Consider the following 13,623-nt stretch of genomic DNA (forward strand, 5'->3'; position numbering starts at 1 on the left):
AAAATATATTTGGGGTCCCCGCAAAGTACCTGATTATGCATCGAAGCAAAGGCCCACTTTGTGGGGATGTTTAACTGCATCTTTCGACAAATAATGTCGCTGTTTACTATGAATAGTTTGATATCGACAAAAGATGAAGGAGTGGTGCTTTTTTTCACAAAGTGGATCTATCGGAATTTGTCGGAAATTTGTCCTGAAAAGTAGACATGACTACCCTGAGAGTGAGAAAATAGCATATAGAGCTTTAGTAAGAACTAAAAAGGACGGGATTATCATGACAATTCGTTTCGGGGTCATTGGAACAAACTTTATTACAGACCGCTTCGTGCAAGCCGGCTTGGAGAATGAGGAGTTTATCCTGACAGCCGTGTACTCCCGCACAATGGAGAAAGGTCAGGCCTTTGCTGCAAAATATGCTGGAGCTACAATTTATACGAATTTGGAAGATATGGTTTCCAGTAAAGATGTCGATGCTATTTACATTGCAAGCCCGAACTCCATGCATGCTGAGCAGGCGATTATGTGCTTAAATCATGGCAAACATGTACTCTGTGAGAAACCAGCTGCCTCAAACAGTGCGGAGCTTAGAGCAATGATTGAAGCCGCTCAGAACAATGATGTGTTGTTGGTAGAAGCGATGAAATCGACCTTCATGCCGAATTTCGGAGTGATCAGAGACAATTTGTATAAGATTGGCCAAGTACGTCGTTATTTTGCAAGCTATTGTCAATACTCATCGAGATATGACGCCTATAGACAGGGAACGGTATTAAATGCTTTTAACCCAGCCTTCTCTAATGGCTCGTTGATGGATCTTGGTGTTTACTGCTTGTATCCTATGGTAGTGTTATTCGGGAAACCGAAGTCTGTAAAGGCTGTGGGTCTAATGCTCTCTTCTGGAGTGGATGGAGAAGGAAGTATTGTCATGCAATATGATGATATGGATGCAGTTGTGATGCATTCCAAGATCGCTGATTCCTATTTGCCAGCTGAGATTCAAGGGGAAAGTGGTACAATGGTGATCGATAAGATCAACCAACCTTACCAAGTAAAGATTCATTATCGCGACGGAACCGTCGAGGAGCTTACGCAGCCTCAGGTATTCGAGTCTATGTATTATGAGGTTGAGGAATTTATCAACTTAATTAAGAATGGTGAACGGGAAAGCAGAGTTAATACACATGCCAATTCCTTGGCAGTAGCAGAAGTTATGGAGGAAGCCAGAGCACAGATCGGCCTCCGCTATGCCGCAGATCTATAAATAGAATGGGGAGCAGCACTTGAAGACTTTTAAAAAGGTATACATTGAGATAACAAGCGTCTGCAACCTAGCCTGCAGCTTTTGTCCACCAACCGCCCGAACGAAGAACTTTATGAAGCTCGATACTTTTAATACGATATTAGATGAAATTAAGCCACATAGTAATCATATTTACCTTCACGTAAAAGGTGAGCCATTGCTGCATCCCAAGATTGGTGAGCTGCTGGATGCGGCACATGCCAAAGGGTTCAAGGTCAATATTACTACCAATGGTACGTTAATTCATAAGGCTGGCCCTAAGATTCTCGGCAAACCTGCACTTCGACAGATGAACTTCTCTCTGCATAGCTTTGATGGGCATGAAGGATCTGAGAACCGCGAAGGGTATTTGTCGGAGATTATTTCTTTTGTACGGGAAGCCTCCGCGCAAGGGGTCATTATTTCCTTCCGGCTGTGGAATTTGACGGAGGATAATCTGACCAATCTGGAGAAGAATCGGAACCGTGAGACTCTTGCTGTGCTGGAGGAAGCCTTTAACCTTGATTTCAAGATCGAAGAAAAGGTTGTACCTGGCAGCGGCGTCAAGGTTGCCCCACGGGTATATCTCAATCAGGACCATGAGTTCCGTTGGCCTGCACTGAACGAGCCGGAAGATGACGGAAAAGGGTTCTGTCATGCACTACGCAGCCAAGCGGCAATCCTTGTGGATGGTACCGTTGTACCGTGCTGTCTGGATGGTGAAGGAGTCATTAACCTCGGCAACATTCATGAGACTCCATTCTCAGAAATCGTAGAGGGTGAGCGAGCGAACAATCTGTTTTACGGGTTCTCTCGTAGAGAGGCAGTAGAAGAGCTGTGCCGCAAGTGCGGATATCGGCAACGGTTCGGAACTTGAGGATTGGAATATAAACAGAACCGGGACATGGCAATTTCATGAATCCTGGTTCTGTTTTTTAATTAACGGGAGTGTATATATAATAATAAGTCTTTATAGTCTCCACTTTGGAGCGAAGGAGGAGTATATGCTGAAATCGTTGGAAGCCATCACCTTATACCGTGAAGGAATACAAGATCATTTGGAGGATAACCTCTGGCTGAAGCTTATTGTCCAAGCCGAGGAGCAGATTGTAAATTTGGAGCGTGTGGAATCTCTGGAGGAGTTGGACCGCAGGAATCCCGTGCTGGATTATGTGGAACGCAGTTTGCAGCTGCTAGACCAGCTTCCCCGTTCGATTTGGATCAAAGAGCTTGTGGAAGAAACATTAATCTGGTCAGAAACAGCTAAGGGTGGCACATTGAAGGAGCGGTTACTTTGGCAGGAGGAAGGCATTAACTGTTTTGTACATAACATTGGCTCCGCACAGTTATACGGGAAACATTTGAGCGGTACGGTCTCTGACAAAAGCGCACTGGTTCATCGGCTTATTGAAACCCATGGACTGATAGGACAGCAAATCCGTGGGGAGGTGCCTCCGGAAGTAAATAAGCCGCTTCGTGATCTTGTGGAGGAACAGTTACTGACTGCCGAGGAACTTGAACGCTTGCTAACCGTACTCAATCATTGCATCATCGGAGCTGTATCTCCCGAGCTATGGCTGAATGTAGAGCATGAAGTGAAACAGCTTATCACTCTGATTGCATCCGGTGAACTTGCTAGTCCAATGCCGATGAAAGAAAGACTGCGCAGAATGCGGCTAGGTCCGATCTCTAGAGGAGAGGATTTCACTACAGAATGGGCAAAGCTGACACAGGAAGGCTTCCATGCGGAACGGTTGGAGTCTTTAAGTAACACTATCTTCTGGTATGTGGAATCTGCAATGCAGACCTTCTCGTTGGAGCAATTTCTGAAGGTGATGTTGCTTGCAGCCCAAAGGGCTCAGAATGAACCCCTACGCCATATCAGCTTCGAGCAGGTTATGAACAGAATTTACTATGACTACAAGGGTGTTAAGAAGATCAATGTTTATAAGAAGCGGATTATAGAAAAATATTTATCGGAGCTTACATGGGAGGATATCGAAAAAGGGACTTTACCTGATGAGAATCCTCATCTAATGCTTCGTCCATACGCTAAGGAACATCTGCCAGACACGGTGTTTTTTCAGTTTCAATTCTCGGCAGCGGCAGAGAAGCTGATCGAATTCTGTATGGAAGCTGAAAAATCGCCCTTGTATGAACGTGCTGTGTTGCTGTTATTCGACTTGTTCGAGCTACGCAGAGACGCCTTCGACCGTTTTCATAATGAAGATACCTACTTAAGTCAAATGAATAATACCGCAGATTATAAGGCTGTAATTCTGGAGCATGTCATTGGGAAAAAAGTGCTGGATATCGGCCCTGGCGGCGGTGTGCTGCTGGATTTGCTGGAAGAGCGGATGCCAGAGGTTACCCCTATCGGCATTGATATATCGAGCAATGTAGTGGAAGCTCTGCGGCAGCGCAAGCAACGGGAAGGTCGTCAGTGGGAGGTCCTGCAGGGAGATGCGTTGAACCTTGAAGATTTCGTAGAGGCTGGAACGGTGGGTACGGTAATTTTTTCTTCGATTTTGCATGAGCTATATTCTTATGTGCCGCTTAATGGTAAAAAGTTCAATCATGACACCGTCTCGGCCGCCCTGCGAAGTGCTTTTGATGTATTGTCAGTGGGCGGGGTTATCATTATCCGCGATGGGATAATGACCGAACCCACAGCATTGCTGCGGAAAGTTCGTTTTCTGGAGGAGGACGGTATGGCGTGGCTGGAGCGTTATGCGAAGGATTTTGCCGGACGTCAGCTTCAGTATCAGAGATTAGGGGAAGAAGAAGTACTCATGCCTGTTAATGATGCCATGGAGTTTTTATATACGTATACCTGGGGCGAAGAGGCTTACATTCATGAAGTACAGGAACAGTTTGGTTATTTTACCCCTACGGAGTTTGCCTCATTTATTGAACAGACTTTAGGAAAGCAAGCGAAGATTGAAGTTTTCCGGCATTACTTGCAAGAAGGTTATACCGAAGCGCTGCGCGATAGAGTAAGGTTCATGGATGAGAGCGGACAGGAAGTGGCCTTGCCAGACAGCACCTGCTTTATCGTGATTCGGAAGGAATAGTTGAAAGATAACATCATCTGCATATAAAAAAGCAATCGGCAACCCCTTTGATGTGGTAGAGGTCCGATTGCTTTTTCTATATAGAGAATTTTGTCTTTGTTAGATTAGTATTTCTAGCTGCGACTTATCAGAATCTTCGGCTAAACGCTGAATTTCTTGGTAGGTGGCTAATTTCTCAGTCCGTTCCTGATCTTTAATTTTATCTCCGGTGTCTTTTATGGTATCGCCTAACGTTTCATTCATTTCCGATATTCTATCTTCGATTTTGGATAACTGCTCACGTTTGGCTGTTGCAGAATGAGTAGAACGAGCTTCATCCGATTCGATTTCCTTGGTCAGAACTCTTGCCTCGCCATGCATCTTAGAATGGGTAGAAGAAACTACCTCCATTTGTGAAACATTTTGGCTTATAGCAACAATCGTATTCAATCTTTCGTTTTGTATCTCTTGCTCGGTTTTAGGTTCATCCGATAGATCTTCTTTTTGAGCTTTTTCTAAGTTCTTTTGTTGCTCTTCAAAGGTGTACTTCGCAATTTGTTGGTCAATCGTTTGGAGCTGTTTATCGAATTCCTTAAGTTGATCTTGAATAGAATCAAGGTTATGTGAGTTTTTGGTGGTTCTTTCAATTAGGCTGTTCTTGCTATCGATGATACTCTGTTTTTGTTTAAGTAGAGAATCAACCATTCCGCTCATTTTAGATTGATTTTGAAAAGCTGCTTTTGCAGATTTGCTTAACGATAAGTGGTCTCCGCTACCACTTGTCTTGCTGTTTGAATTTATGGTTTTATCGTTAGTTTGGTGACTAACAGCTACATTAAGTCTCGTTCCCATAGCAGAGGTCATATTCGTTATATGCATAGCTTATTCTCCTCCTACGACGATAAGATTTATCTATAATATATCGGTAGATGAACAGGAAGAATTAATAAAGAGAGCCATTAGCTTCAGAACGACCGATGAATAGAAGTCGAACAACAAGATGTCAACGGGACCCCTTCCTAAACTCCGAAGGCGAGCATTTCATCGCTCTGCGAAACACTTTAATAAAATAGCTCACATTATCGAATCCGACCTCGAATGCGATGTCGGATATTTTTCTGTTGCTTTGTTGCAGTAGATCGGCGGCTTGGCGAATTCGGTAAGAGTTAATGTAATCTACTGGAGTCTTACGGGTCATTTCTTTGAAAAAACGGCAGAACTGTCCTTCACTCATGGGGATAAGGTCGGAGAGGTCCCGAGTTCTAATCGGCTCCTGATAGTTATCCTGAATATAGAGAATAATCTTCTTAAGTCGATTGATCTTAGTAGTATCAGCGTCATCCAGCTGGCTGCGGTTTACAAAACGATCCTCTGGAGCAATCAGCGAGAGCATGATGAGTAACGTGCCTTTAATAAAAGCTTCAAACCCGGGAGATTGCGCAGCGTAGGCGTCCATCATGCGTTCTAAGTGCCCGAGAAGTTCATGCTGCCATTTCACAGCCGGTGTTAGGTGGCGAGGAAAGCTTTGTCTTTTCTCCTGAAGGGGTAAGATGGTGTTCTGCTGGATCGTATCATATTGGGCACTAGCGAGAAGATCAGGAAGAAACACGAGCGCACAAAATTTGCAGGGCGTATCTTCGTTCAGTACATAGGCAGCGTGAATATCACCAGACTCGATAAATACAGCCTCACCGGCTTTAAGTGGGAAATATTCGGTATCCACCTGAAACAGAATTTCTCCTTCGAGCAGCATAAAAAACTCTGCTTCTTCATGCCAATGGGTATCGAGGACATGTGTTCCAGCCGGTAATTCTATCCAATAAGCTGCAAGCGGAAACATGCTATCGCCATGCACTCTGTCTTCTTTTAGCAAACTCTGGGTTGTACGGTCCATAAATGCCACTCCTTTCGGATAAAACATCAAAATAGTGTTATAAATGAGCTATATAGTATTAGTTTTGTTTATTTTTTATCGGTATAATGCAACTATAAACACCAAATTGAAAGGTGGCAAGTACACAATGAAATTTACTGATGGTCTCTGGCTGGTGCGTGATGGTATCACGATTAACGGTGCAGTTCAAAATTATGTTGTAGAAAAGACTCCAGATGGATTAACAGCAATTACTCAAACAACTCCAATCACAGGGCGTTCAGCGACGCTGAATTCAACCCTGCTTACTGTAAAATTTCATTCCCCGCTTCCAGGTGTGGTAGGGGTTAAGATTATTCATCATGATGGCGTACAAGAACGCGGTCCAGTCTTCGAACTCACGAAAGGTACTGGAGATCACGTTAAGATTGAAGAAAACGATTCCGAGACTGTGCTGATCAGCGGCGGACTGCGTGTAGTGATTCGCAAAGGCCAACAATGGGCTGTGGATTTCTATCGTGGAGACGAGAGAATTACAGGCAGCGGTTTCAAGTCCATGGCTTATATCACGGATCAAGACGGCAACACGTATATGCGTGAAGAGCTGGATCTCGGTGTAGGTGAATTCGTATATGGTTTGGGTGAGCGTTTTACCGCTTTTGTAAAGAATGGACAGACCGTAGATCTTTGGAACAAAGACGGTGGTACTAGCTCCGAGCAAGCTTATAAGAATGTTCCTTTCTATGTAAGCAGCAAAGGCTATGGCGTATTTGTTAACCACCCTGAGTTGGTTTCTTATGAGATCGCTTCGGAAAAAGTGAAAAAAGCGCAATTCAGCGTAGCTGGAGAAAGCTTAGAATACTTCGTGATTGATGGTCCTACCATCAAAGAAGTTATCAGCAACTACACATCACTTACTGGCAAACCTGCACTTCCTCCAGCTTGGACATTCGGCCTGTGGCTGACGACTTCTTTCACTACCGACTACGATGAAGCAACCGTAAACTCCTTCGTAGATGGTATGGCAGAGCGCGATCTACCACTGAGCGTATTCCACTTCGATTGTTTCTGGATGCGTGAATATCAATGGACCGATTTCCAGTGGGATGAGCGCGTATTCCCTGACCCAGTAGGCATGCTGAAACGCCTGAAAGATAAAGGGCTGAAGATCTGCGTATGGATCAACTCTTATATCGGGCAACGTTCCCGCTTGTTTGAAGAAGGCAAGAAAAATGGTTATCTGCTCAAAAAACCTAATGGTGACATTTATCAATGTGATTTGTGGCAAGCAGGTATGGCACTGGTGGACTTCACCAACCCTGCGGCTTGTGAATGGTATGCCGGCTACCTGCGTGATTTGGTAGATATGGGCGTAGATAGCTTCAAGACAGACTTCGGCGAGCGTATTCCTACAGATGTAGTTTACTTCGACGGATCTGATCCGATGAAAATGCACAACTACTACACTCAATTGTACAACAAGGTTGTATTTGAAGTGCTAGAAGAGAAGCTTGGTAAAAATGAAGCGGCATTGTTCGCACGTTCTGCAACTGCCGGTGGCCAACAGTTCCCAGTTCACTGGGGCGGTGACTGCTACGCAGATTATGAATCCATGGCAGAGAGCCTTCGCGGTGGATTATCTCTAGGATTGTCTGGTTTCGGTTTCTGGAGTCATGATATCGGTGGCTTTGAGAACACGGCTCCGGCACATGTATTCAAACGCTGGTTGGCGTTTGGACTATTGTCCAGTCACAGCCGTCTGCATGGTAGCACTTCGTACCGTGTGCCTTGGGCTTATGATGATGAAGCTTGTGATGTTACCCGTTTCTTCACCAAACTCAAATGTAGCTTGATGCCTTATCTGTATGATGTAGCAGGACAGGCTCATGAACATGGCTGGGCTTCTATGCGGGCTATGGTTATGGAATTCCCGGAAGATCCTACTTGCGAAGTGTTGGATCGTCAATACATGCTAGGTGAATCCTTGCTTGTAGCCCCAATCTTCCAAGAAAACGGCGAAGCGAAGTACTACTTGCCGGCTGGTCGCTGGACTCACTTGCTTACTGGTGAAACCGTACAAGGTGGATCATGGCGCAAAGAGAAATATGATTTCTTTAGCCTGCCACTATTCGTTCGCCAGAATTCCTTGCTGGCAATCGGCAGTGTGGATAACAAACCGGATTACGACTATGCGAATGGCGTTAAATTCGGCTTATATTCACTTGAAGATGGCACTACGACTTCTGCAACCGTTCGTGATCTCAAAGGTGCTCCTGAATTGACTGTGAAGGCTGACCGTAAAGGCAGTACGGTAACAGTTACTGCGGAAGGTAGCGGTAAAGCATTCTCGCTTTCACTTAAAGATCTGGGAGCTATCGCTTCTGTAGAAGGTGCAGAGCAAGTAGATGAAACTACAGTAAAAGTAAACGCAGGTGCAAAAACCGTATCGTTTACGATTACATTGAAATAAGATTGTTTCTTAAAGCATATTGATATAGCCATAACCTCTCTTGTAAACTGGGTGGACGATCTGTTCCCTTGGTTTATTGGAGAGGTTTTAGTGTTACAATCTTACTGAATAACGGGGGAACGTTATGGATACTAATTTAACAAAGGGAAGTGGAGTATTGAACCAGACGGAATATACCTCAGCAACGGTTCTTTCAACTGCAGCGAATTTTATAATGAATAGGCGAGAACCGTTTACGCATACCTTCCGGACTTATATTCGTTTAAGGGAAAATGGTACGTTGAAGTTAAAGTTCTGGCATAGCAATGCGGTGGATTCTACATGGGATCAAGGGCAAGAAGCTGTAGGCAGTGAACCTGGAGGCGACTGGGTTATCGAGACAGCTTATATCGCTGACGGAGGAACAGAACCAGACGGAACAATAGCTGAGAATACACAGCATGCGCTTACCTTTGAGGGCAAAGCCTCAAAATCCGTTGCGGCTGGCGAATGTTTCTGGAGTGATGAGACAAGCATTGTTCTGCCGGAGGGTCATTACTTGGCGTTTACGTGGACGATTAAGACACTCACTGCAGGTAAATCGATTCCTTTCAATGTTGAAGGGATGCTGGTTTCAGCTTATGACGCGCCCGGAAATCTTGCCGCACAGCAATCAGCGGATGGTTTTACAGCGTCTGATAATCTTTTGGTACTGCCAAGCTTCATTGGGTATAAGAAATCTGTTACCAAGAAACTAGTATTCTTGGGGGATTCGATTACTCAAGGTGTGCGGACATTAAAGGATGAGTACGAATATTGGGTCGCGAGAATTGCGGATGGCCTTGGCACGGATATTGGTGTATGGAATCTCGGCTCTGGCTGGGCTAGAGCTTATGATGTCGCCGCGGATGGTCCATGGCTAAACAAAACTAAGCAAAGTGATGAAGTGATGATCGTACTCGGAGTAAATGATATTGATATTGGCTGCCGTTCGGCGGACGAGCTTCTTGGTGACTTGCAGACCATTATTTCTAAGATCAAGGGGGCAAATGCTGAAGCTAATATTATTCTAAGTACGGTGCCACCGTTCAATTTTCAGGGTGAAAGAGAAGAAACTTGGCGCAAGGTGAATCGTGAGATTTTGTCTAATCCGCCTATAGGTGTGAGCCGGGTGTTTGATATAGCAAGCCTATTGTCATTGCCTGCACCAGACGATCACCGGATCAGACCAGAGTTTATGAGTGGAACAGACGACCCGCATCCGAACGGCATAGCCGGTAAGACGGTCGCGGACGCCTTTTTAAAAATATAAGAAAATATAAGTTTCACGCTATACATTATCTTTATATTTCTGCGAGAAAACGGTTGTCTTCCATAAAGGAGACAACCGTTTTCTCGTAGCGTGGTATTAATTAAATTTAAAACTGGTTTCGATAGTCCTTGGGTGATACACCAACCTGTTTCTTGAATACCTTGCTAAAATACTTCACATCATGAAACCCCACCATTTCGGAAATTTGCGACAGCTTTAGACGAGGGTTCTGCATAAGCAATTTAGCTTTATCTATCCGGACGTTAACGATGAAATCGGAGAAATTAATGCCGTATTCCTGTTTGAATCGGCGTGAAATATATTCACGGCTAACAAAGAACTTTCCGGCAATCTCCTGTAAGGATAGATCAGAGGCATAATTAAGTTCGATATATTTCACGATATCATGCATAGGATTGCTTTCTTTAGCTTGTTTAGCGGCTATCACTTTTGATATTCGCTCCATCAGATCAAATGACCAGTCACGCCAAGCAAATAAGGAGAACGAGTAACCATTCGTATAAGGAGCTGGGTGAAGCTGGTCGGCCTGTTCTAACTCGGCTAGTGCACTATCGGCATCAGGGCCTAACGTTTCCCGTACCAGCTGGGAACGAAATAAGAGTGCATCATTCTTCCACGAGTTTAGAATCTCCGGTGTAACAATTCCGCATCGGCTAAGCTCGTCCACCCAGTGCTGTGCTGCCGCGGACAATACATCAGAGCTTCCGCTGATGACCGCCATTTTCCAATCTTCCTTCACATGTGCGAAGATCGTCGGCGATGCATGTCCTTGAATTTCTGTCTTTGCGGTTTCATTGCGCTCTTTAAACTCTTCGGAGGAAGTAGAAAAATGGCAGTAATCCTCATGAATTAATAAATTTCTACGCTGTAAGGCCTCAGCCACCTCTGCACGCTGATAAGATAATTGCTTAGGCAGGCTGCCGATGCAGCTAATTCCGAAATGCATTCGGACCTGCAAAGTAGAATAGATACCCTGATTAATTCTCCCTATAAGCTCGACAACAGACGTTTGGATATCCCATAGAATGATGGCAATCTCAGAAGGACCTCCCCAGTAACGAAAAGCCACACCCTTACGCTGACCTTGCAAAAATTCATTACAAATATTGACGATAGCGTAGTTCAGGAGACCGGTGTCTCCTCCAAAACGGTTAAGTAGGAGATTATTTCCTGTATCTGTCTGCACCAGTATTAGGCGCGAAGAGAGGACGTTTTCCGGGATAATGCCATCGCTTCGCAACCTTCGAAGAGATAATTCCGAGTTGATCGGATCATCGATTAGCGCGGATAGCAGTTTTTCTCCGTAGATGGGCTTGAACTCATTAAGCTGAATGTTCTGCTTCTGTCGTTCGCTACGGTCAGCTTCCTCTGAACGCCAAGCAGCCACTGCCTTAGCGATTGCTACATTGATTGCCTCCGCTTCAATGGGCTTAAGGATATAATCAATTCCACCATGACGAACAGTCTGGCGCACGAACTCGAAATCATTATGTCCGCTAACCACAATGAATTTGATGTTGCCGGCAAATTCGTTAACCCATGTCATTAATTCTACGCCATTACCGGATTCCATCATCATGTCCATAATGACCAAGGCTGGTTTCACTTGCCGAATGATCTCAATAGCTTCATTTCCGTTTCCGGCTTCCAGAATTTCATTGATTTGATGTGCGTCCCAGTCGACAAGAAGTCTAACAGCTTTTCTAACTCTCGCCTCGTCATCAACAATTAACGCCTTCATATCGTCTCACGCTCCGCTATAATGTCTATTTCCAGTCTTACAACCACTCCACCTACTCGGAGGTTGTCCACCGTCAAGATGGCGCTATCTCCGCATACGAGCTTGAGCCGAGCCAGAACGTTCGGCAAACCAATACCAGATCCTGTAGCTTCCTTGTCTTGCTCTGTATTTCTTAATAAATCTATATCTGTTCTAGTGGAATGTTGAAGCTTCTGCCGCAAAAGATCCAGTTTCGCTGAAGGGATAGCATTTCCATTGTTTTGAATACAGATTTCCATTCGCTTGTCGCCCAATTTGGCCGCGGTGATCTCAACAAATCCGTCTGAGCGGGAATGGTTAAAACCGTGTTTGAAATAGTTTTCTACAATAGGCTGCAGAATCATCTTAGGCATAAATGTCTCTAAAAGAGCTTCCTCCATATCGTAACGGAAACTGAATTTATTTTCAAAACGTTCCTTCTGTAGTTCGATGTAAGCTTTGACATGATCCAGTTCATCCTTAACCGTGACAATCTTCTCCTCATTGTACATGCTGTAGCGCATCATTTTCGCTAGTGCAGAAAGAAGAGAGTAGATTTGGGGTACTTTAAGTTCCAAGGCAAGCGTACCGATGATCTGCAAGGTGTTGTTAAGGAAATGCGGATTGATTTGCGCTTGCAAAGCCCGCAATTCATTCGTTTTATTAGTTAATTCCAGCTTGTATTCTCTTAGGATCAGATTGTTGATCGTATCCATCATACTGCGGAACCGTTCTGTAACGACACCGATCTCGTCTTTGCCCATGGGACGGATATCGATATCAAGCTTCCCGGTCTGGACCTGATTCATATAGCGGGTCAACTGCTTAATCGGGGCGGTGATTCGAAAAGAGATTAGGATCGTTAGCGTTGTAATTGTAATCAGCAGCAGGACCATCAGTGCTATATTGATCGTTGCCGCCTCATTGGCTTCTCGGAAAAGATAAGATACGGGAATCTGCTTCACCAGCGTCCAATTTAACCCTGGACCTTCGATATTCTGGTAAATAAACATAGCTTTATCCTCTTCAAAGTATCCTTGTGAGCTTTGCTTGTCCCTGATGTTCGTATCGTACCAAGCTGCATTCAGTTTCTTGCCGAATTCTTCACTATTGTCCCCGTAGACAATGTTTCCGTTGCCATCCAGCAGCCAGATTTTCTCCTGCTTCTGATCATATAACTGACTGATGATGTCGGTTAGAGCCGTTAGCTTGACATCAATCGACAGGTAGCCAAGCGCTTTTGTGGTAGGGACTCTTTCGATTCTTCTGTGTAAGGTAAACACTGGCTCCGGTATAAATTGCGGGATCGGTGCCGTTAGGCCGTAGCTATGACTTAAATGCGTACTCTGTAAGGATACCGCAGAATCGGTAGTGATCTTGGAGTCAGGATAAGGTGGAACACCCTGCCAACGTTTCGGTGTATTTTGGGTGAGCAGAGTGGCTTTGTTGTCCTTGACACCGTATAAATAGACCTGAGATATGTCAGGCATAGATGATGAAATGTAATTCAGAGAAGAATAAATTCTTGCATTTGCTAGCATATCCTCGTATCCAGCTTCGAGAGATCTGTAGAATTCTGAATCTGAATAGACGATAAGGGAGAGTCGATTGATTTCCTGAATCAGACTTTCAATGTTTCTAGTACCTTGAAAGAGAAGGTTCGTATTCTCATCTACTGCTCTTGTTCTTAAGGATTGAGTACTAAAGTGGTAGCTTATAAACATCGTGGCCATAATACAAATTAGTGTTGGAAGTAGGATGAAAACGATCATTTTTGTGCGAATTGTGTTCCATTTCATCGAAATTTGTCACATCCGATCAATATTTTACACCTGAAAGATCACTTCCGTAGGTGTGAGGTGCGCTCAAAAAAACAG

General features: G+C 44.5%; 9 protein-coding genes. 5 read left to right on the forward strand and 4 right to left on the reverse strand.

Going from position 1 to position 13,623, the window contains the following annotated elements; translation table 11 throughout:
* Positions 1–274: 274 nt before the first annotated feature.
* The 3 genes from MHI27_RS04465 (at position 275) to MHI27_RS04475 (ending at position 4,353) form a co-directional block, all read left to right on the forward strand.
* Positions 275–1,261, forward strand: coding sequence for a Gfo/Idh/MocA family protein (locus tag MHI27_RS04465; RefSeq protein WP_042185046.1), 987 nt, complete (start codon positions 275–277; stop codon positions 1,259–1,261).
* A 19-nt stretch (positions 1,262–1,280) separates the two neighbouring features.
* Positions 1,281–2,156 carry a radical SAM/SPASM domain-containing protein gene (locus MHI27_RS04470; protein ID WP_042124302.1) on the forward strand — a complete coding sequence of 292 codons (876 nt, stop codon included), beginning with the start codon at positions 1,281–1,283 and terminating at the stop codon, positions 2,154–2,156.
* A gap of 127 nt (positions 2,157–2,283) precedes the next feature.
* Positions 2,284–4,353, forward strand: a complete 2,070-nt coding sequence (locus MHI27_RS04475) for a class I SAM-dependent methyltransferase (protein ID WP_379423401.1) — start codon at positions 2,284–2,286, stop codon at positions 4,351–4,353.
* 99 nt (positions 4,354–4,452) lie between these two features.
* Here the strand turns inward: MHI27_RS04475 and MHI27_RS04480 are convergent, their stop codons facing one another.
* Positions 4,453–5,211, reverse strand: a complete 759-nt coding sequence (locus MHI27_RS04480) for a hypothetical protein (protein ID WP_339245047.1) — start codon at positions 5,209–5,211, stop codon at positions 4,453–4,455.
* 124 nt (positions 5,212–5,335) lie between these two features.
* Entirely contained in the window at positions 5,336–6,226 is an 891-nt protein-coding gene (locus MHI27_RS04485) for an AraC family transcriptional regulator (protein WP_042185052.1), read from the reverse strand.
* A gap of 127 nt (positions 6,227–6,353) precedes the next feature.
* Here MHI27_RS04485 and yicI point away from each other — a divergent pair, with 127 nt between their 5' ends.
* Together yicI and MHI27_RS04495 are read left to right on the forward strand one after the other, a co-directional pair.
* Positions 6,354–8,675, forward strand: a complete 2,322-nt coding sequence (yicI, locus tag MHI27_RS04490) for an alpha-xylosidase (protein ID WP_405175694.1) — start codon at positions 6,354–6,356, stop codon at positions 8,673–8,675.
* Positions 8,676–8,799: 124 nt separating this feature from the next.
* Positions 8,800–9,966, forward strand: a complete 1,167-nt coding sequence (locus MHI27_RS04495; RefSeq protein ID WP_405175695.1) for an SGNH/GDSL hydrolase family protein — start codon at positions 8,800–8,802, stop codon at positions 9,964–9,966.
* 106 nt (positions 9,967–10,072) lie between these two features.
* Here MHI27_RS04495 and MHI27_RS04500 read toward each other — a convergent pair whose 3' ends face one another.
* Positions 10,073–11,728 carry a helix-turn-helix domain-containing protein gene (locus tag MHI27_RS04500; protein ID WP_405175696.1) on the reverse strand — a complete coding sequence of 552 codons (1,656 nt, stop codon included), beginning with the start codon at positions 11,726–11,728 and terminating at the stop codon, positions 10,073–10,075.
* Positions 11,725–13,545: a sensor histidine kinase gene (locus MHI27_RS04505; protein WP_405175697.1), complete on the reverse strand. Its 1,821-nt coding sequence runs from the start codon at positions 13,543–13,545 to the stop codon at positions 11,725–11,727. Before MHI27_RS04505 ends, MHI27_RS04500 begins: the two co-directional genes overlap by 4 nt.
* Between the last annotated feature and the right edge of the window lie 78 nt (positions 13,546–13,623).

This window comes from Paenibacillus sp. FSL H8-0261 (genome assembly GCF_045040645.1).
Lineage (GTDB): Bacteria > Bacillota > Bacilli > Paenibacillales > Paenibacillaceae > Paenibacillus_AQ.

Bases quoted from the DNA above. Each gene is read 5' to 3' on its own strand.
- MHI27_RS04465 (WP_042185046.1), top strand. From the start codon at position 275: ATGACAATTCGTTTCGGGGTCATTGGAACAAACTTTATTACAGACCGC.
- MHI27_RS04500 (WP_405175696.1), bottom strand. From the start codon at position 11,728: ATGAAGGCGTTAATTGTTGATGACGAGGCGAGAGTTAGAAAAGCTGTT.
- yicI (WP_405175694.1), top strand. From the start codon at position 6,354: ATGAAATTTACTGATGGTCTCTGGCTGGTGCGTGATGGTATCACGATT.
- MHI27_RS04495 (WP_405175695.1), top strand. From the start codon at position 8,800: ATGGATACTAATTTAACAAAGGGAAGTGGAGTATTGAACCAGACGGAA.
- MHI27_RS04505 (WP_405175697.1), bottom strand. From the start codon at position 13,545: ATGAAATGGAACACAATTCGCACAAAAATGATCGTTTTCATCCTACTT.
- MHI27_RS04475 (WP_379423401.1), top strand. From the start codon at position 2,284: ATGCTGAAATCGTTGGAAGCCATCACCTTATACCGTGAAGGAATACAA.
- MHI27_RS04485 (WP_042185052.1), bottom strand. From the start codon at position 6,226: ATGGACCGTACAACCCAGAGTTTGCTAAAAGAAGACAGAGTGCATGGC.
- MHI27_RS04480 (WP_339245047.1), bottom strand. From the start codon at position 5,211: ATGCATATAACGAATATGACCTCTGCTATGGGAACGAGACTTAATGTA.